Consider the following 24816-nt stretch of genomic DNA (forward strand, 5'->3'; position numbering starts at 1 on the left):
TCGCCCTGGTTCACGGAGGATTAAATATGCTGTTGTTGTGGATACTGGTTCTGATCGTCGGCGTGGCGTATCTGGCCCACCGACGCATCGCCCCGCTGCCTGCACTGGGCATCGTTGCCGCTTACCTGTTGGCGATGGGGATTTTCAGCCACGCACCGGGCTGGTTGCTGCTGATCTTCTGGATCGTGCTGGCCCTCGTGGCCGCCCCGCTGCTGTTGCCTGACCTGCGCCGCAAACACTTCACCGCGCCGCTGTTCAGCTGGTTCCAGAAAACCCTGCCACCGATGTCGCAGACCGAACGCGACGCGATCGACGCCGGCACGGTGTGGTGGGACGGCGAACTGTTCAGTGGCCGTCCGGACTGGGACAAGCTGCTGTCCTATCCCAAGGCGCAGTTGAGCGACGAGGAACAGGCGTTCATCGACGGCCCGACCGAAGAGCTCTGCGCGATGGTTACCGACTGGCAGATCGGCCAATCGATGGACCTTCCACCCGAAGCGTGGACTCACATCAAGGAACACGGTTTCTTCGCCCTGATCATTCCCAAGGAGTTCGGCGGCAAGGGATTCTCTGCCTACGCCCACTCCCAGGTGGCGATGAAACTGGCGACCCGCAGCGGCGACCTCGCCTCCACCGTGATGGTGCCCAACTCCCTCGGCCCGGCCGAACTGCTGCTGCATTACGGCACCGACGAACAACGTAATCATTACCTGCCGCGACTGGCCCGGGGCGACGATATTCCGTGCTTCGCGCTGACCGGTCCGCTCGCCGGCTCCGATGCCGGCGCCATGCCTGACACCGGGATCATCTGCAAAGGCCAGTGGGAAGGCCAGGAAACCCTCGGCCTGCGCCTGAACTGGGAAAAACGCTACATCACCCTCGGCCCGGTCGCGACCTTGCTTGGCCTCGCCTTCAAGGCCTATGACCCGGATCACCTGCTCGGCGACAAGGAAGACCTGGGCATCAGCCTGGCATTGATTCCGACCGATACTCCCGGCGTGGAAATCGGTCGTCGCCACTTGCCGCTGGGTGCGGCGTTCATGAACGGCCCGAACTCCGGCAAGGACGTGTTCATCCCGCTGGATTTCCTCATCGGCGGCCAGGACATGCTCGGCAAAGGCTGGATGATGCTGATGAACTGCCTGTCGGTCGGGCGCTCGATTTCCTTGCCGGCAGTGGGCACCGGCGCGGCCAAGTTCACCAGTCTGGTGACCGGGCAGTACGCGCAGATTCGTGAGCAATTCAACGTTCCACTGTCCGCGTTCGAAGGCATTCAGGAAGCCATGGCACGCATCGGTGGCAACGCCTGGATGATGGACGCCGCACGGATGCTGACCGCCAACGCAGTGGATCTGGGCGAGAAGCCTTCGGTGCTGTCGGCAATCCTCAAGTACCACCTCACCGAACGCGGTCGCGAGTGCATCAGCCACGCCATGGATGTGCACGGTGGCAAGGCGATCATCATGGGCCCGAACAACTACCTGGGTCGCAGCTGGAACGGCGCACCGATCTTCATCACGGTGGAGGGCGCGAACATTCTTTCGCGCAACCTGATGATCTTCGGCCAGGGCGCGATCCGCTGCCATCCGTTCGTGCTCAAGGAAATGGCCCTCGCCGGGCGTGAAGACAAGGATCAGGCACTCAAGGAGTTCGATGGCCTGCTGCTCAAGCACATCGGATTTGCCGTGAGCAACGCTGCCAGCACGCTGGTATTGAACCTTGGTTTCGGCCACTTCGAACACGCTCCGGGAGACAAGCTCAGCCAGGGATATTTCCGCGCGCTCAACCGTCAGGCTGCCGCGTTTGCCATGCTCGCCGACCTGAGCATGATGCTGCTGGGCGGCGAGCTGAAACGCCGCGAACGGCTGTCGGCCCGTCTGGGCGATGTGCTGAGCAACCTGTATCTCGCCTCCGCAGCGCTCAAGCGCTATCACGACCTTGATTCCCCGGCGTACATGGAACCGCTGTTCACCTGGGCCATGGAAGAAAGCCTCGGCCAGTCGGAAAAGGCACTCGATGAACTGCTGACCAACTTCCCGAACCGGGTCTTCGGCTGTCTGTTGCGGGTGATCGTGTTCCCGTTCGGTCGCCGCCACAAAGGCCCGTCAGACAGACTCGGTGCCGAAGTGGCCGCAGTCATCGGTCGGGCCAAGGGCGATCCGGCGCTGGAAGAACTGCTTGCCGGCTGCTATCGCCCACAATCGGCGGATGACGCAGTCGGTGCGCTGCAACACGCCTGCGATCAGTTGAGCGCTGCGCAACCGCTGCACAAAAAACTGCACACGTCGCTCAAGAGCGGTCAGGTCAAACCGGTCGCCGGCGAACACGCCATCGATGCGGCACTGGAAGCCGGCGTGCTGCAAGCCGTGGAAGCCCAGACCCTGCGTGATGCCGAAGCAGCGCGGCGCAAGGTGATCGATGTCGATGACTTTGACAAAGAGGAACTGAAACCGGCGCAAGGGAAAGTCCGCTGATCCCTTCAATCAGTGAAAAACGGGCGCAGGGGCTTTATACTCCCGCGCCCGTTTTGCTCTTGAGGACTTATCTCGTGTCCAATGTCGTTGCCGATCATCTGGTTTTGCTCGACCACCTGCGCAGTATCCTGGTCGCCGTAGGTGAGGCCGATCAGGTTCCCGAAGAAAGCCATGCCCTGTTCCTGGAGCGTTTCGACGAACTGCTGGCGTCACTGCCGATCGAGCCGATCGAAAGCCAATACCTGGGCCAGGACATCCTGACTCAAGTGATTACCCGCTATCCGCAAATTGCCCACCTGATCCCGCGGGATCTGTTGTGGTTCTTCGCCGGCGACTGCCTGCACTACCTGTCCGACGAAGAAATCGACCTGTATCAGACGCTGGAAGAGCGCCGTTACGAAGCCGAACAGAACGACGAACCGTTCGACTGGAACCAGGAAAAACAGCTGCTGGCGATGTCCGCCCAGGACAGCAAGCACTGATTTTCGCCCGATAAAAAAAGGCCCGCATGGTGATCCATGCGGGCCTTTTTCATGTAGTCAAAGCAGCCCTTCACTTTCAGGCAGTTCGTACTCGGCCAAGGCTTTTGAAACGGTGGATTTTCCCGGTTTGCTCAATGTCGGCTCTTTCTCCAGACACTCCACCAGATAATCAATGAACACCCGCAGCTTCGGTGGCAGATAGCGTGTCGGCGAGTGCAGCAACCATAACCCACCGTGATAAGACGCCAGGAATGTCCAGTCCGGCAGGACTTGCACGACCAGCCCCTGTTCCAAGGCATAACGAGCCGTGAAATACGGCAGGCTGCCGATACCGATGTGCTGCAGAACAGCCCCCAGGCGCACGCCGGTGTGATTGGCGGCATACCGGCCACGCACGCCGACCGTCACGGCTTTGCTGCCCTTCTTGAATTTCCAGCGCGCATCGCTCGGGGTTTCGCCCAGATAGATGCAGCTGTGATTGAGCAAGTCATGGGGATGAGTCGGTGTGCCATGTTCGGCCAGGTATTGCGGGGTCGCGCAGAGCAAATGGTCGATGGTCAGCAACTGTCGCCCGACCAGCCCTGCCGGCGGCCGCTCCGTAATCCGAATCGCCAGATCGACATGATCGTCGATCAGGTCCACTTGTCGGTCTTCCAGCAGCAATTCCACATCGACCTTTGGATAGCGACGAAGAAACTCCGGCATGTGCGGATGAATCACGAAGCGCCCGACCGCTTTCGGCACGCTGACCCGCACCAGTCCCTCGGCTTCGTGGGTGAACTGACCGCTGATTTCCATCACCGACCGGGCCGCGCTGACCATTTCCTGACAGCGCTTGAACACTTCTTCTCCGCCATCGCTCAAGCGCAATTTGCGTGTGGTGCGTTGCAGCAACCGTGTGGCCAATGCCTTCTCCAGCCGGGAAATGCTGCGACTGACCGCCGAGGGCGACGAGCCCAGTTGGCGAGCGGCTTCAGAGAAGCTGCCGGTCTCCACGACCTTGACGAAGATCGCCATTTCACCGAGCAACGGCAGAGGGAGATTTATGCTCACAGCGCAACAGTCCTTTGATGTTTGAACGGATTATCACGTTATTGCACGATTCATATAATTAAAAAAGAAACTTTAATAAGGGCATGGAATATGACGCTCCGCCTCTTTTTCCATAGTGATGACCTCAAGGCCAATGTGGAAGTCCTCGACTGCACGCCCCACGAGAACGAATTCGCCGTGGTGCTGCGCGCCACGTTGTTTCATCCGCAAGGGGGCGGGCAGCCTTGCGATACCGGCTGGATTGGCGATGCACAAGTCCTGCGAGTCGTACAGGAACCGGACCGGATCATTCACTTCGTCGACCAGCCGGTGCCACTGGGCATGACCCAAATCCGCATCGATGAAGAGCGTCGTCGCTTCAACACCCGTATGCATTCCGCCGGTCATCTGATCGGCCATTTCGTTCAAGCCATGGGCTGGATGCCGATCAAAGGGCACCATTGGCCTGACGAAGGGCGTGTGCAATTCAAGCCCGGGGATTCGGCTCAGGAAGTCGACGCGCAAACCGTCCAATACGGCATCGGGCAATGGATCGAACACGATCTGCCACGCCTGACGTCCCTGCGCGAAGGCGCGCGGGAAATCGGCTTCGGTGAACTGCCAGCCTATGGTTGCGGTGGCACCCATGTACGCAGCCTGAAGGATCTGGGCACAGTCACGATCGCGTCCCTTTCGCAGAAGAAGGGCACGTTGTCCGTCCACTACAACGTGGATTGAGGATTTCGGGCGCTGCCAGATGCAGCGTCCGACGCCGGGGGAACCGCTCTCGCCGGTTCCGTTGACTACTCGTTAGATGGACCTGAAACCATGATGCTTGACGTCGAGCGTCTCGATGAGACGTGCATAAAAAAACTGGCCAACGAAGAAGTCCTCGCCATCCGCGTCAAAGGCTTCTTGCCTGAAGACCAGGCGATCCGGATTGGCGACAAGATCCTCGCCCCCGGCTTCGAAGGGTATATCAACGCCCCCAGCATCGGCCGCATCGGCATGGCGTTCTACGAGGCGGAAAACCAGCCGCTGCTGATCGAGGACTACTTCGAGCGCGCCACCAGCAACATTGCCGAACTGCGCAACCGCTGCGCACCCTACTCCTCGCCGATCGACACCCTGCGCTGCATGCTCGACGAATCCTGGCCGGCGGGCGCCCATCTGGAAAACCTGTACGGGCGCAAGATGTATGTCGGCCTGTCACGGGTGGTCAAACCTGGCGTCTGCTTCCTCGCCCACCACGACATCTTCGCCAAGGATGCGCCGGAGAGTTTCCAGGCCCGTAGCCTGGAGGCGCAATTCGCCTGCAACGTCTACCTGAACATGCCGACCGAGGGTGGCGCGTTGCAGATGTGGGAAGACGACATTTCACCGGACCGCTTCGACGAAATGCGCGGCGACAGCTATGGCATCGACCCGGTGCTGCTTGGCCCGCCAGCCCTCGAAGTACGCCCGGAACCGGGGGATTTCATCATGTTCAATTCGCGTCGCATGCACTCGGTAACACCGGGTGTGGCAGACCCGCGCTTGAGCCTTTCTTTTTTTGTCGGCTATCGCGGCAATGCATCACCCCTGACTTTCTGGAGCTGAAATGACATCGAATTATCTGGGCGAATTTCTGGCACTGGCTACCATTCACTTTCTGGCCGTGGTCGCTCCCGGCCCGGACTTCGCCGTGACCATCCGCCAGAGTGTGCGTTTCGGTCGACTGGTCGGCATCTGCACGGCACTGGGCATCGGCGCAGGGATTTCCGTGCACGTGCTGTACACCCTGCTGGGTGTCGGCGCCTTGATGCACACCACGCCCTGGCTGCTGACGGTGGCCAAGATCGTGGGCGGTGCCTACATTTTTTACCTCGGCATCAGCCTGATCCGCAGCCAACCCAAGACAACACTCGAAGGCGAAAAGACAACCGATGAACCGCTGGTCGAGCAATCGCTGTTCAAGGCGTTCTCCACCGGTTTCCTGACCAACGCCACCAACCCCAAGGCCACACTGTTTTTCCTGGCGATCTTCACCACGATCATCAGCGCCAGCACACCGTTGGAGATCCAGGCCTTGTACGGATTGTGGATGTGCGGCGTGAACGCGTTGTGGTTTGTGATCGTCGCGCTGTTCTTTTCAAGCAGCAAAGTGCGGGTGCTGTTCATGCGCATGGGGCATTGGTTCGAGCGCAGCATGGGCGTGATCCTGATCCTGTTCGCCGGGCGACTGGTGTTGTCGATGTAAATACGCAGCTCGAAGAAGCCCGGCCCAGACAGATTGGACGGGCTTTTACGATTCTGCGCCGCTTTTGCATTTCTGTGCGACGCGTCCCACTTCGGGGGCTCCCCTATCACTTGCTTGTGGTGTTAGTTTGCGAAACCGTCTGACACATCGATCAGATACTTCCTACTCACCACCTGCAAAGGAATGCCCTTAGCAATGGACTTTTCGCTCAAGCAACTGGCCGCATCGACCCTGATTCTGGCCAGCCTTTCGTGCGTAACACTGCCAGCCCACGCCAACATCACACCGCAGCAAAGCGCGACCATCCTCAAGACATTCAGTGATACCAAGGTTAGCGATTTCCGCCAGTTCCTCGGCGAATTGGCCAAGAGCGATCTAAGCAAGACCGACGACCTGCGCCCCTCCATCAGCGCCTTTCTCGACAACAAGCCCCTGACCGCCGAACAGCAAAACGAAATCTATCGCCTGCTCGGCCTCTACACTCGAGCGAAATACGGCAAGGCCGCTCTGGAAACCCTGCGCGAACTGGTGGAGATCCCGACGGATCGCAAAGAGGGTGTTGCCCAGCACGAAAATCCTGAATTCATCAAGATCGCCGCCAAGATCAAAAGCCTCGCCGAGTCTTTCGGCCTGAACTACCGCAACATCGACAACCGCGTCTACGAAATCTCCCTCGACGGCAGCGGCAAAGAAGTCGTGGGCATTCACGCGCACGCCGACGTTGTACCGGTGACACCGGAAAACTGGGTGCTGAAGGACGGCACCAAGCTCGACCCGTTCAAGGTCACGCTGATCGGCGACCGCATGTACGGCCGCGGCACCGAGGACGATAAAAACGGCATCGTCGTGACGCTGTATGCCATGAAGGTGATCAAGGAAGAGAAGCTGCCACTGGCGCGCAATTTCAAACTGCTGGTAGACACCACCGAAGAAACCACCGGCGACGCGATTCCTTACTACTTCGAGCGCAACCCGACGCCTGAGTACAACCTTGCACTGGATGGCGGCTACCCGGTGGTGATTGCCGAAAAAGGTTACGGCACGGTCATGGCCAAGTTCGCCAAACGCAAGGCCGAGGGCAAAGGCGCGGAAATCATCTCGATGACTGGCGGTATGGCGACCAACCAGATTCCATCGGTTTCGCTCATCACCCTGGTGACAGACAAACCTGCCGAACTGGCCGCCAGCTTGCAAAAGGCTGGCACTGAATACGCCAAACAACATGGCGGCGATTTCGAAGTGAATGCCAAGGTCGATGGCAAAGACGTGAAACTCAGCGTAACCGGCGTTTCTGCGCACTCCTCCGAGCCTGAATCCGGTGTCAACCCGGTCGCCCGCATGCTGGACTTCATCCACAGCGTGGATGGCAAAATCGCGTTCAAACACAACCACATCACCGATGCTGCCCGTTACGCCGCCGACAACTGGGGTCTGGACTACAAGGGTAGCAAGCTGGGCGTCGGTTTCGCCGATGACTTCATGGGCCCGTTGACCACCTCGCTGACGTACGTCGGCATGGATGACAAGACCTTCAAACTTGCGGTCAACCTGCGTGTGCCGAAGGGCAAGTCGCCGGAAGTGCTCAAGACCGAAATCGCCGACAAACTGGCGGCCTGGAGCAAGAAAACCCACGTCGCGGTCAACTTCGATTACTCAATCGCCGAGCCGATGTACCGCAACCCTGAAGGCGAGTGGGTCAAGGCGCTGCTGGCCGTGGCCACCGAAAACCTGGGCATGAAACACGAATTCGGTACGTCGGCCGGCGCCACCTCGGTGCATGAACTGCCTAACGGCGTGCAATTCGGCCTGGCACGACCTGAGGTCAAGTACACCGGTCACACCGACGGCGAGTTCAAGACCGTTGACCAGTTCCTGCTGGACCTGCAGATCGTCACCGAAATGATGGGACGCATCGGGCAGCTGCCGAAGCTCTGATCGCGTATCGGGTCCGCCACATGGGCGGGCCCAAAAAAAAGGACCTCGCGGTCCTTTTTTATTGCGCGACAAAAAACGCACAAACAAAAACGCCGCTCATCACTGAGCGGCGTTTTTGTTGAATATGGAGCGGGAAACGAGACTCGAACTCGCGACCCCGACCTTGGCAAGGTCGTGCTCTACCAACTGAGCTATTCCCGCAATGGCGTCCCCTAGGGGACTCGAACCCCTGTTACCGCCGTGAAAGGGCGGTGTCCTAGGCCACTAGACGAAGGGGACAGGCTACAACTTTCACTAATAAAAACGCCGCTCTTTGCAAAGCGGCGCTTTTTGAATTTGGAGCGGGAAACGAGACTCGAACTCGCGACCCCGACCTTGGCAAGGTCGTGCTCTACCAACTGAGCTATTCCCGCAAATGGCGTCCCCTAGGGGACTCGAACCCCTGTTACCGCCGTGAAAGGGCGGTGTCCTAGGCCACTAGACGAAGGGGACACGCTACCCGGAACACATGGTGTGTGTTTCGGTGTCCAGATCCGCATCCGAAGACTTGGTTCTGGTTTCACTCAGCACCGCCCGAAAGCACTGCCGTTTAAAATTGGAGCGGGAAACGAGACTCGAACTCGCGACCCCGACCTTGGCAAGGTCGTGCTCTACCAACTGAGCTATTCCCGCATTGGCGTCCCCTAGGGGACTCGAACCCCTGTTACCGCCGTGAAAGGGCGGTGTCCTAGGCCACTAGACGAAGGGGACACACTACAACATTCACTCCCTGCCGCGTTTCGCTGTGAGCTTTACGCTGCAAGTGGCGCGCATTCTATGGATGGATTGGAAGGTCGTCAACCCCCTGATATAAATTTATTTAAATCAATGACTTCGAACCGCTTTGCAGGCCGAATCGGACTTTTCCGCTGCCCGACGATTGACGCCTATATTCCGACACTCGCCAAGGCGCTATAGTCCACGGCACAGGTGATGGCAATCTGCACCCCAAGGGCCAGCATTTATATAAGCAGGCCTGCGGCCGATACAGATGAAGCTTCGCTGATCCAACCCGTCGAGCGGCGCTAGGCTCCTATATGCCAAGCCACTACACTCGCACGTGAACCCTATAAAGAGGTCTTACCGGTGACACCACTCATGATCACCCTGCTAGTCATAGCCGGGATTGCAATCTTGATCGCCATTGGCTACATGAACCATGTGGTGGAAAACACCAAACTGGAGAAGGCCCGCACCAAGGTCGAACTCAACGACCGCCTGCGCCGTTGTGGCGAGCTGACCGAAACCTTCCCCGGCCAGTTCATGACCCCGGCCCTCAAGCTTTTGATGACCCGCCTGGAACTGAACGTCTGCCAGCGCCTGCTGAACCTGGAAAAAACCAGCGCTACCGTCAAGGCCCGCATCACCGAACTGAGCGCTCTGGTCGCCCAGGGCGAATCGATCCCGGTCAACAACCCACCGGCGCCGATCCAGACCGAAGCCAAGGCCAAGGACGTCCGCTTCCTGCTCGAAGCCCTGCACGGCCAGATCACCCGCGCCGCCCAGGACGGTTTCCTGCCACCGAACGAAGCCAAGCACTGGATTCGCGAAGTCCGCCATATCCTGGTGCTGCTGCACATCGAGTTCTTCAACAACCTCGGCCAGCACGCCCTGCAACAAAACCAGCCAGGCCAGGCCCGCCTCGCCTTCGAACGCGGCGTGCAGTACCTGCGCAAACAGCAGGACCCGCAGATCTACGCCGAACAACTGCAATACCTGGAAAAACTGCTGGCCCGCGCCAACGCCCAGGTCATGGACAAGATTGCCCCGGTCGAAGGCGAAGAAAACCAACTGACTGCCGGCCTCAAAGATGTCGAGGCTGATGCGGACTGGAAGAAGAAAGTGATTTACGACTGAGTGCAGATGTTGAGAGAAGCCACCGAGAGGTGGCTTTTTTATTGGCCGCTGGAAAGATCAAAATCAAAAGCGCCCTCACCCTAACCCTCTCCCGGAGGGAGAGGGGACTGACCGAGGTGTTTGGGAGAGGTACGCCGACGTGAGATACCGAGTCGAACTCGGTTTTTGAAACGCATGCAACTCGACTCCTGCTTTGGCTTTGGCTTTGCCTTTCACCACTCAACACGATGAGCGTTAGCTCGAGTACCGCTTTTGACGTGCCGGCCCCTTCGGCAGGCTGAGTGGAGGGATTTATCCGGGGGTGGGAGCGCAGCGACCGTGCGGCGAAGCCGCATGCATCGAGAGGAGGTGCAGCGAAGCAAACCGTAGGCGATGCCCCCGGATGAATCCCGGAACGAAGGGACCCCGAGCCTCAGCGAGGGGCCGAACGCCGGGGCCCAGCCTTTTGGTTCCTTTTTGGCGTTTGAAAAAGGGACTCGCCGTAAGGGCGAAACCGCCAGCGGCAGCACCCAAAGAAACGGATATTCACACCAAACAACCAGCAACCTGGTCGGCCCAAAGGCCGCCAAGGTCAAATCCAAATCAAAGCCGAAAGTGCCCCACCATCCCCTTGAGCTCACTCCCCAACTGCGCCAGCTCAACACTCGAAGCCGCATTCCCGCGCATCGCAATCGACGACTGATCCGCACTCGCCCGAATACTGGTCACACTGCGATTGATCTCCTCGGCCACCGAACTCTGCTCCTCGGCCGCCGCCGCAATTTGCTGGTTCATCTGCTGAATCAACGAAACCGCCGCCGCAATACTCCCCAGCGCACTTTCGGTCTGCAGCGCATCGCTCACCGCCAGCTTCACCAGCTCGCCACTGCTCTGGATCTGCTGCACCGACGAATGGGCTGCCGAACGCAAGGCACTGACCAGCCGCTCAATCTCTTCGGTCGATTGCTGCGTACGCCGTGCCAGCGCCCGTACCTCGTCGGCAACCACCGCAAACCCCCTGCCCTGCTCGCCCGCCCGCGCCGCTTCAATCGCAGCGTTGAGTGCCAGCAGATTGGTCTGTTCGGCGACGCTCTTGATCACTTCGAGCACCGTGCCGATGTTCTGGATTTCCGCACTCAGGCTTTCGATGCTCGAGCTGGCCGACGTCGCCGAATCCGCCAACTGCTCGATCCGCGTCATGCTCTGACGCACCACCTGCTGACCGCTCTCGACCTTGCCGTCGGCGGTCTGCGCCGCAAGCGCCGCTTCCTCGGCATTGCGTGCCACGTCGTGGACGGTGGCGGTCATCTGGTTCATGGCCGTGGCGACCTGCTCGGTCTCCTCTTTCTGGCTGCTGACTTCGAGGTTGGTCTGCTCGGTCACAGCCGACAGCGATTGGGCCGAGCTGGCCAACTGCTCAATGCCCGCCTGCAACCCGCTGACAATGCGGCTCAGGCCCGCGCCCATCTGCTGCATGGACAGCATCAATTGACCGATTTCGTCACGACGGGTGACTTCCACCGTCGCACTCAAGTCGCCGTCGGCAATCCGCTGAGCGACCCGCATCACGCTGCGCAACGGCGCGACGATCAGCCGGGTGATCAACCAGGCCGCAATCAGCCCGACCAGAAGCGCCAGCGCCGACGAGCCGATGATCAGCACCGAGTTCTTTTTCAACTCGGCCTGCATCGCGACATCTTGGGCGACATACGCCTGATCGACTCGCTCCACCACCTGCGCAGCACGCTGGTGCAATTGTTCGGACACGGTTTTTTCTTGAGCGAGCAGTCCGGTGTACTCGGCGAGCTTGTCATTGAAACCGGCGATGTGGCCTGACACCTCATTGAGGACCGTCAGATAGCCCTCATCCTTGACCGTGGATTTCAATTGTTCGGCTTGCGTCTGGGCCTGGGCGGCCTGTTCGATATTGCCCTTGGCGCTGTCGTCGCCCTTGCGGCTCTGATCCAGGCGCACCCGTGCTTCATTCATGGCCTGAAGCATCAGACGCGAAACCTGGCTGACCTGGCTGGCCTGCTCGATGAACTGCGCCCCATCCTTGCCTTCGCTGTCTTTCAGGGTATAGGCGCCATCATCGGCGAGCCCGGCCTGCAGGACGTCAAGGTTGTTGGCGACGCTGGAAACCGACCAACTGGCCATTTCCAGCGCCAGATCCTTGGCCTGGGTCAGCGAAACAAATTCATCGAACGCCTTGCGGTACGCACCCAACGACTGCTGGACGTCATTCATGCCCGATTCATTGCCCGGCGACAAAGCCTTGAGTTGGTCGGCCATGGCGATCAGGCCATCCACACCTTCATGCAGGGCATCGACCGTTTTCGGGTTGCCGTGCAGGGCGTAGTCCCGCTCCAGCAAGCGCACATTGAGCAGACCGCTATTGAGCGAGGACATCTGCTTGAGCCCGCCGAAGCGCTGGCTGATGGTTTGCAGGGACCAGACGCCAATGGCCGCCACCAGCGCGGTCAAAAGCAAAACCAGCACAAACCCGATACCCAGTTTTTTCGCCATACCGAGGTTGGCAAAACGTCCTTGCACGGCCGAAATCATTGCGCGTAGTCCTCTGCCAAAGTCTGTTGCCGAAGAGTCGCAATGGCCATGAACCAGCACAAGACTCTGGCGTCGGAATAATGGCAAAAAGCTAGGTCCGCGTCGTTTTCAGAACACTTGAGGTCGATCCACGACTGTACTGCGAAAGAACTGCCGTGCCCTCGGATCACAGGCATAGGCGATATTGATCCGCTGCCAATCGCAGGCTTCGCCACCGGGCCTGAACGATGCTCCGCAGGACAATTGCACGCCAAAGTGCAAGGCCTGCCTGCGCAAGTGCTCTTCATTTGCCAACGGCGAACGGGCCCAGATGAACAGGCCGCCCGTCGGCTTGCCGAACACTTCCCAATCGGCATCCTCCAGCGCCTGAAGGGCTGCGGCACGATCGGTATTGAGCCGCTGACGCTGGCGCTGCACCAGCTTGCGATAGGCGCCACTGGCCAGCAGCGTTGCCAGTACTGCCTCGCTGAACCTCGAGGTGCCCATGCAACTGATCATCTTGATCCGTGCCAGTTGCTCGATCACCTCGAAACCGGCCAGCACGAAGCCTACCCGTAACGAGCTGCTGAGTGTCTTGGAAAAACTGCCGACATAGATCACCCGCCCTTCATCGTCCAGCGCAGCCAGTCGCGTGCCGCTGCCATTGTGCAGATCGGCAAAGACGTCATCTTCGATCAGCCGCAGGTCGTAGGTTTTGCTCAATTGCAGAATGCGGCGCGCGACCGCCGGCGTCAGACAACTTCCGGTGGGATTGTGGTGATGACTGTTGATGAACATCGCCGCCGGCCGGAACTGCCGCAGCAGAATCTCGAGCGCTTCGATGTCCGGCCCGCTGGGTGTGCGGCTGACCTCCAGCATGCGCACGCCGTGCAGCCGCAGGAGATCGAACAGCGGTGCGTAACCCGGTGTCTCGACCACCACACAATCGCCGGCCCGAAACAGGGTCCGCACGATCAGGTCAAGCGCGTGGCTGGCACCGGTCGTGGTCAGCACGCGATCGTCATCAGCCTGGATTTCCAGCAACCCGAGGCGTTTGACGATTTGTTCGCGCAACGCGGGCAGCCCCAGGGGCGTGTTGTAGTTGAACAGACTGAACATGTCGGCGCGGGCCACCTGACGGATCGCGTAGCTGAGATCGTCAGGTTCTCGCCAGCTCTGCGGCAAGACACCATCACCCAGTTTCAGGCCTGCACGCCATTGCGGATCCGTATCACCGCCGCGGTGTTCGCCCGCGAAAGCCGGACTGTCAAAGGCCTTGCAACACACTGGCAACGCGCTTGCGACCATGAAACCGGCACCCTGCCGTGAGGCGAGAACGCCCTGCGCTACCAGACGCTCGCAGGCTTCCACGACATTCGACTGGCTGAGCAGATTCGATCGCGCGATTTGCCGTACTGAAGGCAGGCGCGTCGTCGGCGGTACCTGACCCCGCACGATCCACTCGGTCAATCCATCAACAATCTGCTGTACGACCGGCACCATTGCCTGTCGGTCAATTCTCAATTCCATGAGTGGCCAAACTCCTGTCCGTTTTACTCGCGGCAGTAAATCACAGCCGCGTCGGTCAGGCTGTGCGACAACGCCGTCAAAAGCCACCGTTCTAACCATTTGAAACACAATGTTTATCAATCACATGGAGCCGGGCGCAGGCGAAAAAAAAACCGCGAGCGGGCGGGTCTTTTTCCTGCAACAACGGATGCCTTTTCAGAACGCGGTCACACCCCCGTCCACGGCCAGTGAATGGCCGGTGGTGAACGCTGCACCATCGCTGCACAGGTACAGCACGGCACTGGCGATTTCCTCGACCTTGCCGATACGGCCGACGGGGTGCATGGCGTTGGCGAATTCGCCTTTCTTCGGGTCGGCCTCATAGGCGCGACGGAACATGTCGGTATCGATCACTGCCGGGCATACGGCGTTGACGCGGATTTTCTTCTTGGCATATTCGATAGCAGCCGATTTGGTCAGGCCGATCACCGCATGCTTGGAGGCGGCGTAGATGCTCATCTTCGGCGCAGCGCCCAGTCCGGCCACCGACGCGGTGTTGACGATCGCCCCGCCCCCCTGAGCCAGCAGCAACGGCAGCTGATACTTCATGCACAACCAGACGCCCTTGACGTTGACGCCCATGATTGCATCGAACTCATCCATAGAGCCCTCAGCCAGCTTGCCCTTCTCGATCTCGATCCCGGCGTTGTTGAAGGCATAGTCGAGACGGCCGTAGGTCTTGATCACCTCGTCCATCAGATTTTTCACTTCGCTCTCGACGGTCACATTACAACGCACGAAGGTCGCTTCCCCTCCGGCTGTACGAATCAGCGCCACGGTGCCCTCGCCCCCGGCCGCATCCAGATCGGCCACCACCACTTTCAGACCTTCGGCAGCGAATGCCTGGGCCGTCGCGCGGCCGATGCCGTTGGCCGCGCCGGTGACGACGGCGACCTGACCGGAAAACGTCATGCTCATTGTTATGTCCTCGAATGCGGGGGAATTGATGAAGGCAGCATAGCCACAGGGGCCTGAGTGACGTCAGCACTATCAAAAGGCCGGTTAGCCTTTCATGAATCGCAGTGATGAAACCCCGCCGGGGACTATCACCGTACTGGATCAACCTGCATTCGCCCCGTGAGCCAACCTTGCGGCATCGCCCATGAAGGTCTATCAACAAGGCTTCATTCAATTCGAGTGCCTGTCATGACCAACCAGACCAATCGCCAGTTCCTGCTCGCCAAACGCCCGGTGGGCGCCGCCACCCGCGAGACCTTCACCTATCAGGAAGTACCGGTCGGCGAACCGGCGGCGGGGCAGATTCTGGTCAAGAACGAATACCTGTCCCTCGACCCGGCCATGCGCGGCTGGATGAACGAAGGCAAATCCTACATCCCGCCGGTGGGTCTGGGTGAAGTCATGCGCGCGCTGGGCGTAGGCAAAGTCATCGCGTCAAACAATCCGGGGTTCGCGGTCGGGGACTACGTCAACGGTGCCTTGGGCGTGCAGGATTATTTCCTCGGTGAGCCGAGAGGTTTCTACAAGGTCGATCCGAAACTGGCACCGCTGCCGGTTTACCTGTCCGCACTGGGCATGACCGGTATGACCGCCTACTTCGCCCTGCTCGATGTCGGCGCACCGAAGGCCGGCGACACCGTGGTGTTGTCCGGCGCTGCGGGCGCGGTCGGCAGCATTGCCGGGCAGATTGCCAAGATCAAAGGTTGCCGGGTGGTCGGGATTGCCGGCGGCGCGGACAAGTGCAAGTTCCTGATCGATGAACTGGGTTTTGACGGCGCCATCGACTACAAGAGCGAAGACGTACTCGCCGGACTCAAGCGCGAATGCCCGAAAGGCGTGGACGTGTATTTCGACAACGTCGGCGGCGACATCCTCGACGCCGTACTCAGCCGTATCAACCTGAAAGCACGCGTGGTGATCTGCGGCGCGATCAGCCAGTACAACAACAAGGAAGCGGTCAAAGGCCCGGCCAACTACCTGTCGCTGCTGGTCAACCGCGCGCGGATGGAAGGTTTCGTGGTGATGGATTACGCCGCGCAGTACGCCAGCGCCGCCCAGGAAATGGCCGGCTGGATGGCCAAGGGTCAACTCAAGAGCAAGGAAGACATCGTCGAAGGCCTGGAAACCTTTCCGGAAACCCTGGGCAAACTGTTCAGCGGAGAGAACTTCGGCAAGCTGGTATTGAAAGTCTGAAAACAAGGAAGGGAGCCATCGGGCTCCCTTCCTTGATACTTCAGCTGTTCGCTCAGGCCAGTTCGGCAACCACCGAGGCCAGCGCCTTGGCCGGATCCGCTGCCTGGCTGATCGGACGGCCGATCACCAGATAATCGGAACCGGCATCCAGCGCCTGACGCGGGGTCAGGATGCGACGCTGGTCGTCCTGGGCGCTGCCGGCCGGACGAATCCCCGGAGTCACCAGTTGCAGCGACGGGTGCGCGGTTTTCAGCGCGGTGGCTTCCAGCGCCGAGCACACCAGACCGTCCATCCCGGCCTTCTCGGCCAGTGCCGCCAGACGCAGCACCTGCTCCTGCGGCTCGATGTCCAGACCGATACCCGCCAGATCCTCACGCTCCATGCTGGTCAGCACGGTCACGCCGATCAGCAGGGGTTGCGGGCCGCTGCGCTTGTCCAGCTCTTCACGGCAGGCCGCCATCATGCGCAGGCCGCCGGAGCAGTGAACGTTGACCATCCACACCCCCATCTCGGCAGCGGCCTTGACCGCCATTGCGGTGGTGTTGGGAATGTCGTGGAATTTCAGGTCGAGAAACACTTCAAAACCCTTGTCACGCAGGGTGCCGACGATTTCCGAGGCACAGCTGGTGAACAGTTCCTTGCCCACTTTGACCCGGCACAGTTTCGGGTCCAACTGGTCGGCCAGCTTCAGTGCGGCGTCACGGGTGGGGAAATCCAGGGCGACGATGATAGGAGTCTGGCAGGCGGACATGGATGGGCTCTCAGGCAAGTCGAAATCGGCGCGCATTGTAGCGGAACCGGCGGCGGCGCGGCACCCGATGATCGGTAAATCGTCGCGCCGGACGTGATCAGCATAGCCTTGCCGGGTATTGTGTCGAAGCCGATACACAACCGACACGCCGACAACATGCGTCCGCGCTAGCCTCGCCAGCCGCAACATGTCCTTACAGCAGCCCTTCCCGCCTCACGGCCGGACGCCTATGCTGAAACCACAACCTCGCAGCCTATCTTTGTGGTTGGCGGCCTACTGGCAGATGAACAGCCTCATGCACAATTCCCAAGCCTCCGTGAATGAAGAGCAGAAAGACGACAAGCGCTGGAGCATCCGGGCCCTGATCGTCGACGATGACGTGCCGATCCGCGAACTGATGATCGACTACCTGGCGCGCTTCAACATTCACGCCAGCGGCGTCACCGACGGCGCGGCCATGCGCCAGGCGATGCAGGCCGAACATTTCGACGTGGTGGTACTCGACCTGATGCTGCCCGGCGAAGACGGCCTGTCGCTGTGCCGCTGGCTGCGCGCAGAGTCTGACATCCCGATCCTGATGCTCACTGCGCGCTGCGAACCGACCGACCGCATCATCGGCCTGGAACTCGGCGCCGATGACTATATGGCCAAACCGTTCGAACCCCGCGAGCTGGTGGCGCGGATCCAGACGATCCTGCGTCGGGTGCGCGACGACCGCACCGAACAGCGTGCGAACATTCGCTTCGACAACTGGCGCCTGAACAGCGTCCTGCGCCAGTTGATCGCCGACGATGGTCTGGTGGTGCCGCTGTCCAACGCCGAATTCCGCCTGCTCTGGGTGTTCATCGAACGTCCGCGCCGGGTGCTCAGCCGCGAACAACTGCTGGACGCCGCCCGTGGCCGTTCGATCGAAGCCTTCGACCGCAGCATCGACCTGCTGGTCTCGCGCCTGCGGCAAAAACTCGGCGACGACCCGAAAGCCCCCCAACTGATCAAGACCGTACGCGGTGAAGGTTACCTGTTCGACGCACGGGACATCGGCTGATGCGGGTGCGCTTCGACACGCTGTTCGGCCGCCTGTTTGGCATGCTGTTTGTGGCGATCGTCCTGGCGCACCTGTTGGCCTTCGCCTGGTTCCACCATTACGGCCCGCCTCCGCCCCCTCCGCCGCCGGAATTTTCCCAAGGCGTCGAAGGACAACGTCCGACACCAGATCCGCGCTTCGCCCATCGACCGCCGCGTCCCTGGTTCGGCGGGCCGCTGGTGCCACTGACCTTTCAGTTCATCTCACTGATGATCGCTGCGTGGTACGGCGCCAAACTCTTGAGCCGGCCGATCCAGCGTCTGAGCGACGCCGCCGAACGCCTCAGCGAAAACCTCGACAGCCCGCCGCTGGATGAATCAGGCCCGCGAGAAGCCCGACAGGCCGCTCACACCTTCAACCTGATGCAACAGCGGATTCGCGAACAGGTTCAGCAACGCGCACGAATGCTCGGCGCCGTCTCCCACGACCTGCGCACGCCACTGTCGCGGCTGAAACTGCGCCTGGAAAAGATCGACGACGACAAGCTCCAGGGCCAGATGCGTCAGGACCTGAACGACATGATCGGCATGCTCGATGCCACCCTCACCTACCTGCACGAACAGCGCACCAGCGAAGCGCTGCAGATGATGGACGTGCAGGCGCTGGTCGAATCACTGTGCGAAAACGCCCAGGATCAAGGCGCCGACGTACAGGTCAGCGGCCACTGCGCGCCCTTGCAAGTGCAGCCGATGGCACTGCGCTCGTGCATCAACAACCTGATGGACAACGCCCTGCGCTACGCCGGCCAAGCTCACATCGAACTGCAGGATCAGCGCGAACACCTGCTGATCCGCGTCATCGACCACGGCCCGGGCATCGCCGCCGACAAGCGCGAAGCGGTGTTCGAACCGTTCTTCCGCCTCGAAGGCTCACGCAACCGCAACTCCGGTGGCGTGGGCCTGGGCATGACCATCGCCCGGGAAGCCGCGCAACGCCAAGGCGGACAACTCAACCTCGAAGAAACTCCCGGCGGCGGCCTCACCGCCGTAATTCGCCTGCCCCGCCACTGAAGCCGACTGTGTACCGCCCGGTACAAAATCCACATACCCACGACACCTCCCGCCTTGACGCTGCATAAGCCGGTACACAAACCGGTTTCCAGCCCAAGGAGAGAGCCCGATGATCAGTAGCGTGAGCAACTACACGAGCTACACCAGCACCAGCAGCACCACCACGCAAAACGCCCGCAGCCAGCAACTGCAAAAAGAACTGTTCGCCAAACTCGACAGCAACGGCGACGGCGCGGTGGATCAGGACGAACTGAGCAGCGCCCTGTCGCAAAAATCCAGTGACGGTTTGCTGGTCAACCTGAGCAAACAATTCGGCGACCTGGACAGCGACAGCAGCGGCAGCCTCAGCGCCGACGAAATGGCCGCCATGGCGCCCCCACCGCCACCCGACCACAACCGGGCCCCCAACACCGACCTGGCCGACGCCCTGATCAAAGCCCTCGACACCGACGGCGACGGCGCCATCAGCGGCGACGAACTGAGCAGCGCGTTGCAGGCCAGCGAAAGCACCTCGTCCTCCAGCAGCGATAGCAGTGCGGCGCTGCTCAAGGTACTGGATAGCGACAGCAGTGGTGGCGTGAGCAGTGACGAGTTGAAGGTGGCGTTACAGGCGGGGCGCCAGCGTCCGGGCGATGAACAGACTGCCAGTACTACTCAAACCACTACCGAAGCGTTGAACCGGATGATTGCCAACTTGAGCAAGCAGTATTCGCTCGATAGTGCGGCGTCGGTGGGCAAGTATTTGAATGTGGCGACTTGAAGTAATGCGGTGAAGTGATCGCTGGGCGATCAGAGCTTGCCGGGTTAGTCGTTTGCCTTCGTTTTGCGGGGTGTCAATGAAAGCCCCCCCCTCACCCTAGCCCTCTCCCATAGGGAGAGGGGACTGACCGAGTTGTTTGGGAGAGGTACGCCGACGTGACATACCGAGGTGAACTCGGGTCTTTAAAAGCACACATCCCGCACCGGCCTCCTCTACCTCTACCTCTACCTCTGCTTCTGCCTTGGCTTTGGCTTTGGCTTCCCACCACTCAACACGATGAGCGTTAGCTCAAGTACCGCTTTTGACGTACCGGCCCCGTTGAGAGGCTGAGTGGAGGGATTTATCCGGGGGTGGGCGCGAAGCGCCGTTTGGCGAAGCCAAACACATCGAGAGGAGGTGCAGCGAAGCAAACCGTAGGCGATGCCCCCGGATGAATCCCGGAGCGAAGGGACGCCGAGCCACAGCGAGGCGCCGAACGTTGGGGCCAAGCCTTTTGGTTCCTTTTTGGCGTCTGAAAAAGGGACTCGCCGTAAGGGCGAAACCGCCAGCCGCAACACCCGAAGAAACGGATATTCACCCAAAACAACCCAAAGCCTGGCCGGCCCGAAGGCCGCCAAGGCTAACCTTCAACGCCGATCCTCAACCCGCCCCTGACTCTTGCTCCAATCCGTCAACAAACTATAAGCAACCGCCAAAAGCGTAGGCCCGATAAACAACCCGATAAACCCAAACGCAATCAACCCGCCAAACACCCCGAGCAACACAATCACCAGCGGCAGATTCCCGCCACGGCTGATCAGATACGGCTTGAGCACGTTATCCACGCCACTGATGATGAACGTCCCCCAGATTCCGAGAAATACCGCCATCCCGTACTCGCCCTTCCAGGCCAGCCAGGCCGTGGCCGGAATCCACACCAGCGGCGGCCCCATCGGAATCAGACTGAGCAGGAACGTCACGATCCCCAGCACTAAAGCCCCCGGCACCCCGGCAATCAAGAAACCGATCAGCGCCAGCACCGCTTGCGCCGCCGCCGTACCGATCACCCCGTTGACCACCCGCTGCACCGTACCGGCCACCAACTCGATGTAATACCCGGCACGATCACCGATCAAGCGCTCCAGCAGACCGTGCACGAACGCCGCCAGCCGCGGCCCGTCACGGTAGAAAAAGAACACGAAGACAATGCTCAGGGTCAGCTCGAGAATCCCGCCGCCGATCTGCGCACTGCGCGCCAGCAGCCAGTTGCCGACCTGCCCCAGATAAGGCTTGAGCGATACCATCAGCGCCGCCCCCTGCTGATCGACGCTGTTCCAGAACCCGACCAGCCGCTCCCCCACCAGCGGAATCGTGCCGAGCCAGGCCGGCGCCTCCGGCAGGCCATCAACCTGCACATCCTTGATGAACACTGTGGCATCGCGCACGTGATCGGCCAGGTTGAACCCCAGCCATACCAGCGGTGCCGCCACCAGCAACATCCAGCCCAGGGTCAGGATGCCTGCCGCCAGTGATTCGCGGCCACCGAGCCAGCGCGTCAGCAGAAGCATCAACGGCCAACTGGCGAACGCCAGCACCGCGCCCCAGAACAGCGCCGACCAGAACGGCGCCATCACCCAGAAACTGGCACCGAACAACACCAGCAACAGGATCTGCACCAGCAGACGATCATTATTGGGCATGTGAAATCTCGAAAAAGTCAGTCAGGCAAAGAGTAGGCGAACACGCCGGGCGTGTCCGCCAGAGACACCTTATCGCAACAGATCGATGCGCAGGCCGGCACCTTCGACATTGCCGGTCTCCATGCGTGCCGCGCGCACACCCTGCGCGATCAGCGCCTGACGCCAGGCTTCGGCTTTGAGCCCGGAAACCGTCACCCGCAAAGTGGTGTCGAGGTTCAGGCCACGAGACAGCAGACGCAACCAGGTGTCATCCGGATCACCGGCCAGTTTCGGCAATTTCAGCTCACCGGTGTCTTTCAACTGGCGCAACAGGGTCGCGGATGTCGGCAGCAGCTCACCCAACGGCGTGGCGGCCTCGAATTGCTCGACGTGCAGATAGGCTTTGCGATTGCCGCGAGTGATGCTGTACAGCGCCACCAGCGTGTTGTCGCGAGGTGCCGCCAGCCTCAGCAGCAGATAGGCCTGCTGCTCGTCGGCTCCGTACAGCTTGGCATTGCCGAATACCTCGTTGGCCCACAGGCTGCTTTCGCCGCAATCCCTGGCCTGACACCAGAACAACAGTTCAGCGTCCTGTTTTTGCAGGGCCTCGCGGGCGACGGTGAAGGCTTCGTTGGCGGAGTGTTCGGGTGGCAGTTCGTAGGTGACCGAGGTGGTCTGCCCCCGGGCGCCGACCTGACCGTCGAAACGCAACTGGCCGCTGATCTTGCGGATCGAGCCCATCGGGTAGATCCGCTCCAGCGTCGCGGACGGGCGATAGTCAACGATCTGCGCATCGGCCAGACGCGGCACGATCGGCAGATCCTGACTGCCCGGCAGGTCGGCAGCGAGCAACACGGGACTGAAACAGCACAGCGCCAGCAGACTGAAAGTTCGCATGGACAGGCTCATCGGATCGGCATGGCCGGAGCGCCTTTCTGGCTATTCGGGTTCGCAGCGGTGTAGAAATCCATTGTGGTTGTCTCCCATTTCAACCCGCCCAGCCTCGACAGTTGCCCGGGGCAAGTCAAGGAATGGCGAAGAACCGATTGAAACAGTCTGCGACAAGGACCGCACCCGACTCGTCGTTCAGGTGCAAATGGTGCCCGCCGGGCAGCTGTTCCCGGCTAAAGGGTAGACGTTCCAGCAGCTCTGGATGCTTGGCCAGCATGCCGTCGGCCGCCACCACCAATTGTGCAGGACAGGCGATCCGCTGGATGAAGGCCATCGCCTGCTCCTGGGTCAGACGCAATGGCGATGGCAGGGTCAGCCGGTTGTCGGTGCGCCAGGTGTAACCGCCGGGCACTGGCATCAGGCCTCGTTGCGCCAGCAGTTCGGCGGCCTCCCGGCTGACCGCCACCAGGCCTTTCATGCGCACTTCGATGGCCCGGTCGAGGGTGGCGTAGACCGGTTTGCGTTTTTCTCGCAAATCAAGCTGCGCCTGCAGGGCCATGCCCATGCGTTCGGCGGCGTTTTCGCCTTTATCCGTGGGAGGAATCACCCCGTCGATCAATGCCAGATGGGTGATGCGCTCCGGCAACGACCCCGCCAGCACCAGTGAAACTACCGCCCCCAGCGAATGGCCGAGCAGGCCGAAGCGCTTCCAGCCCAATTGTTCGGCCACTTGCAGCACGTCATAGGCGTAGTCCCACAACGCGTAACCTGCGCCGACCGGACGATGCCCCGAATGACCGTGGCCGGCCATGTCCAGCGCAACAATGCGCAAGCCTTCAAGCCTGGGCGCAAGGCGGGCGAAGCTGTTGGCATTGTCCAGCCAGCCGTGCAGGGCGATCACCGGCAACCCGTCTTCCGGGCCGAAAATATGCGCCGCCAGTTCGATATGCGGCAGGCTCAGGCGCACTTCCTCGACCACAGGGCTCATGCACAATCCTTTTGCTGGCGGTTTTCCCAGCGACTGAACAGTTTTTTCAGCAGCTGCGCGGTGTCCTGCGGACGTTCAAGGGGAAACATGTGCCCGCCCGGCACTGTGAGCGACTCGCCCTGAGGCAGACGGCCGACGAACCGGGTGTGATGGTTCATCACCACACGACTCTTGTGCCCGCGCACCACCGCCAGCGGCACCTGAAGCTGCCGGGTACGCCCGGGACTGGTGTGCGGCACGCCTCGATAGATGCTGATCTCGGTGGCCGGATCGAAGCGCAGGCGCAACTTGTCACCGACCTTGTGCAAACCGTGTTGCAGGTAGGCGTCGAAGCACTCGGGATCGAAGCCGCGGAACAGGGTCTTGCCGGCAAAGTAGCTGCGGGCACTGTCAAGGTCGGCGAACTCTTCACGCCGCCCCAGGGTGCGACCGGCCGGGGTGAGTTTGTCGATGAAACCAAAGCGTTTGGCAGCGCGGATCACCCATTGATCGGTGCGGGTCAGCACTGGCGAATCGAGCATCACCACCCCGCGATACAGCTCCGGGCAACGCAGTGCGGCGTGCAGATGCAGCATCCCGCCGAAGGAATGGCCAACGCCCCACACCGGCTCCTCCTGCTGTTGCAGGTGATGAATCAGCTCGTCGACCAGGTGGTACCAGTTGTCACCCGCCGGGAAACGCGGATCGTGGGCATGTTGCTCCAGATGCGTCACCCGGAACTCGGGCGCCAGCGCCGAGAACAGCTTGCCGTAGGTGCCCGACGGGAAACCGTTGGCATGAGCGAAAAAGATCGGTTGCGACATACCGGTAAATCCATGAGCGGTAAACAGGCGTTGATTGTCCGCAAGACCGCGTTGCACAGCAATGACCGTAACTGCCAGGAATGATGACAGTCCGGTCAGGGCCATGACGGATCGGTCAGCGTGCGGGTGGCTGTTCGCCCAACGGCACCACCGCCATGGTCAGCCGCGACACGCAACTGGCCTTGCCTTCATCGCTGGTCAGGCGGATGTCCCAGACGTGAGTGGTGCGGCCGATGTGAATCGGCTTGGCCACCGCCGTCACCCGCCCACTGCGCAGGCCCCGCAGGTGGTTGGCGTTGATCTCCAGACCCACGCAATAGAACTTGCTGGCGTCGATGCACAGGTAACTGGCCATCGAACCGACGGTCTCGGCCAGCACCACCGAGGCGCCGCCATGCAGCAAGCCATAAGGCTGGTGGGTGCGATGGTCGATCACCATGCTGGCCGTCAGGGACTCTTCGTCGAAGGACTCGAAACGGATGTCCAGCACTTCGCCGATGGTGTTTTTCTGGATTGCGTTCAACTGCTCGATGTTCGGAGTGGTGCGCCACAAGGTCATCGCAGGCTTTC

21 protein-coding genes, 6 tRNA genes and 1 pseudogene are annotated in these 24816 nt (G+C 60.7%); 11 read left to right on the top strand and 17 right to left on the bottom strand.

What is annotated here, in order from left to right; translation table 11 throughout:
- The first annotated feature begins 26 nt into the window (after window positions 1-26).
- Together ACSPX5_RS15880 and ACSPX5_RS15885 are read left to right on the top strand one after the other, a co-directional pair.
- Window positions 27-2474, top strand: coding sequence for an acyl-CoA dehydrogenase (locus tag ACSPX5_RS15880; protein ID WP_323161332.1), 2448 nt, complete (start codon window positions 27-29; stop codon window positions 2472-2474).
- Window positions 2475-2548: 74 nt separating this feature from the next.
- On the top strand, window positions 2549-2956 hold the full coding sequence (locus tag ACSPX5_RS15885; protein WP_169431451.1) for a PA2817 family protein: 408 nt from the start codon (window positions 2549-2551) through the stop codon (window positions 2954-2956).
- Between the two features lie 57 nt (window positions 2957-3013).
- On the opposite strand, the gene ACSPX5_RS15890 is transcribed toward ACSPX5_RS15885, so the two are convergent.
- Entirely contained in the window at window positions 3014-4009 is a 996-nt protein-coding gene (locus ACSPX5_RS15890) for a LysR family transcriptional regulator (RefSeq protein ID WP_169431452.1), read from the bottom strand.
- 90 nt (window positions 4010-4099) lie between these two features.
- Here ACSPX5_RS15890 and ACSPX5_RS15895 point away from each other — a divergent pair, with 90 nt between their 5' ends.
- The 4 genes from ACSPX5_RS15895 to ACSPX5_RS15910 all read left to right on the top strand — a co-directional run bounded on the left by ACSPX5_RS15895 (window position 4100) and on the right by ACSPX5_RS15910 (window position 8162).
- On the top strand, window positions 4100-4726 hold the full coding sequence (locus ACSPX5_RS15895) for an alanyl-tRNA editing protein (protein ID WP_169431453.1): 627 nt from the start codon (window positions 4100-4102) through the stop codon (window positions 4724-4726).
- A 90-nt stretch (window positions 4727-4816) separates the two neighbouring features.
- Window positions 4817-5587, top strand: a complete 771-nt coding sequence (locus tag ACSPX5_RS15900) for a 2OG-Fe(II) oxygenase (RefSeq protein ID WP_207865558.1) — start codon at window positions 4817-4819, stop codon at window positions 5585-5587.
- 1 nt (window position 5588) lies between these two features.
- Window positions 5589-6227 (top strand): LysE family translocator, encoded by a 639-nt coding sequence (locus ACSPX5_RS15905; RefSeq protein WP_439819887.1) that lies wholly within the window; start codon window positions 5589-5591, stop codon window positions 6225-6227.
- Window positions 6228-6422: 195 nt separating this feature from the next.
- On the top strand, window positions 6423-8162 hold the full coding sequence (locus ACSPX5_RS15910; RefSeq protein WP_169431456.1) for a dipeptidase: 1740 nt from the start codon (window positions 6423-6425) through the stop codon (window positions 8160-8162).
- A 125-nt stretch (window positions 8163-8287) separates the two neighbouring features.
- On the opposite strand, the gene ACSPX5_RS15915 is transcribed toward ACSPX5_RS15910, so the two are convergent.
- From ACSPX5_RS15915 to ACSPX5_RS15940, 6 genes are all read right to left on the bottom strand, one after another.
- Window positions 8288-8363, bottom strand: a tRNA-Gly gene (locus ACSPX5_RS15915).
- A gap of 2 nt (window positions 8364-8365) precedes the next feature.
- Window positions 8366-8441: transfer RNA gene (locus tag ACSPX5_RS15920), tRNA-Glu, on the bottom strand.
- A 58-nt stretch (window positions 8442-8499) separates the two neighbouring features.
- Window positions 8500-8575 (bottom strand) — tRNA-Gly (locus ACSPX5_RS15925).
- A 3-nt stretch (window positions 8576-8578) separates the two neighbouring features.
- A tRNA-Glu gene (locus ACSPX5_RS15930) sits at window positions 8579-8654 on the bottom strand.
- Window positions 8655-8758: 104 nt separating this feature from the next.
- Window positions 8759-8834 (bottom strand) — tRNA-Gly (locus ACSPX5_RS15935).
- A 2-nt stretch (window positions 8835-8836) separates the two neighbouring features.
- A tRNA-Glu gene (locus tag ACSPX5_RS15940) sits at window positions 8837-8912 on the bottom strand.
- 387 nt (window positions 8913-9299) lie between these two features.
- Between ACSPX5_RS15940 and ACSPX5_RS15945 the strand changes: the two genes are divergently transcribed.
- Entirely contained in the window at window positions 9300-10058 is a 759-nt protein-coding gene (locus ACSPX5_RS15945; protein WP_207865560.1) for a hypothetical protein, read from the top strand.
- Window positions 10059-10640: 582 nt separating this feature from the next.
- On the opposite strand, the gene ACSPX5_RS15950 is transcribed toward ACSPX5_RS15945, so the two are convergent.
- The 4 genes and pseudogenes from ACSPX5_RS15950 to ACSPX5_RS15965 all read right to left on the bottom strand — a co-directional run bounded on the left by ACSPX5_RS15950 (window position 10641) and on the right by ACSPX5_RS15965 (window position 15068).
- Entirely contained in the window at window positions 10641-11522 is an 882-nt protein-coding gene (locus tag ACSPX5_RS15950; protein WP_439822034.1) for a methyl-accepting chemotaxis protein, read from the bottom strand.
- 27 nt (window positions 11523-11549) lie between these two features.
- Window positions 11550-12602 (bottom strand): annotated as a pseudogene (locus ACSPX5_RS15955) (methyl-accepting chemotaxis protein); the annotation flags it as partial.
- A 108-nt stretch (window positions 12603-12710) separates the two neighbouring features.
- On the bottom strand, window positions 12711-14111 hold the full coding sequence (locus ACSPX5_RS15960) for a PLP-dependent aminotransferase family protein (RefSeq protein ID WP_439819888.1): 1401 nt from the start codon (window positions 14109-14111) through the stop codon (window positions 12711-12713).
- 195 nt (window positions 14112-14306) lie between these two features.
- Window positions 14307-15068, bottom strand: a complete 762-nt coding sequence (locus tag ACSPX5_RS15965) for an SDR family oxidoreductase (protein ID WP_085710959.1) — start codon at window positions 15066-15068, stop codon at window positions 14307-14309.
- A 228-nt stretch (window positions 15069-15296) separates the two neighbouring features.
- On the opposite strand from ACSPX5_RS15965, the gene ACSPX5_RS15970 reads away from it, so the two are divergent.
- The gene (locus ACSPX5_RS15970; protein ID WP_439819889.1) at window positions 15297-16301 is read left to right on the top strand and encodes an NADP-dependent oxidoreductase; all 1005 of its coding nucleotides are present in this window, start codon (window positions 15297-15299) and stop codon (window positions 16299-16301) included.
- Between the two features lie 52 nt (window positions 16302-16353).
- Here the strand turns inward: ACSPX5_RS15970 and pyrF are convergent, their stop codons facing one another.
- Window positions 16354-17052: an orotidine-5'-phosphate decarboxylase gene (gene pyrF, locus ACSPX5_RS15975; RefSeq protein ID WP_065258867.1), complete on the bottom strand. Its 699-nt coding sequence runs from the start codon at window positions 17050-17052 to the stop codon at window positions 16354-16356.
- A 295-nt stretch (window positions 17053-17347) separates the two neighbouring features.
- Between pyrF and ACSPX5_RS15980 the strand changes: the two genes are divergently transcribed.
- The 3 genes from ACSPX5_RS15980 to xopAW all read left to right on the top strand — a co-directional run bounded on the left by ACSPX5_RS15980 (window position 17348) and on the right by xopAW (window position 19906).
- Window positions 17348-18097, top strand: coding sequence for a response regulator (locus tag ACSPX5_RS15980; RefSeq protein WP_169431461.1), 750 nt, complete (start codon window positions 17348-17350; stop codon window positions 18095-18097).
- Window positions 18097-19146, top strand: coding sequence for a sensor histidine kinase (locus ACSPX5_RS15985; RefSeq protein ID WP_439819890.1), 1050 nt, complete (start codon window positions 18097-18099; stop codon window positions 19144-19146). Before ACSPX5_RS15980 ends, ACSPX5_RS15985 begins: the two co-directional genes overlap by 1 nt.
- A 109-nt stretch (window positions 19147-19255) precedes the next feature.
- Window positions 19256-19906, top strand: a complete 651-nt coding sequence (gene xopAW / locus ACSPX5_RS15990) for a XopAW family type III secretion system calcium-binding effector (RefSeq protein WP_439819891.1) — start codon at window positions 19256-19258, stop codon at window positions 19904-19906.
- 626 nt (window positions 19907-20532) lie between these two features.
- Here xopAW and ACSPX5_RS15995 read toward each other — a convergent pair.
- From ACSPX5_RS15995 to ACSPX5_RS16015, 5 genes are all read right to left on the bottom strand, one after another.
- Window positions 20533-21585, bottom strand: coding sequence for an AI-2E family transporter (locus ACSPX5_RS15995; RefSeq protein ID WP_207867658.1), 1053 nt, complete (start codon window positions 21583-21585; stop codon window positions 20533-20535).
- A gap of 69 nt (window positions 21586-21654) precedes the next feature.
- Window positions 21655-22461 (bottom strand): DUF4892 domain-containing protein, encoded by an 807-nt coding sequence (locus ACSPX5_RS16000; RefSeq protein WP_439819892.1) that lies wholly within the window; start codon window positions 22459-22461, stop codon window positions 21655-21657.
- Window positions 22462-22588: 127 nt separating this feature from the next.
- Window positions 22589-23443, bottom strand: a complete 855-nt coding sequence (locus ACSPX5_RS16005; protein ID WP_439819893.1) for an alpha/beta hydrolase — start codon at window positions 23441-23443, stop codon at window positions 22589-22591.
- Window positions 23440-24246, bottom strand: coding sequence for an alpha/beta fold hydrolase (locus tag ACSPX5_RS16010; protein ID WP_207867651.1), 807 nt, complete (start codon window positions 24244-24246; stop codon window positions 23440-23442). The genes ACSPX5_RS16005 and ACSPX5_RS16010 overlap by 4 nt, the downstream gene beginning before the upstream one ends.
- 115 nt (window positions 24247-24361) lie before the next feature.
- Window positions 24362-24805, bottom strand: a complete 444-nt coding sequence (locus ACSPX5_RS16015; protein WP_007957810.1) for a hotdog fold thioesterase — start codon at window positions 24803-24805, stop codon at window positions 24362-24364.
- Window positions 24806-24816: the final 11 nt, after the last annotated feature.

Origin of the sequence: Pseudomonas sp. HLG18 (assembly GCF_051903985.1) — a bacterium.
Taxonomy (GTDB): domain Bacteria; phylum Pseudomonadota; class Gammaproteobacteria; order Pseudomonadales; family Pseudomonadaceae; genus Aquipseudomonas; species Aquipseudomonas fluorescens_BT.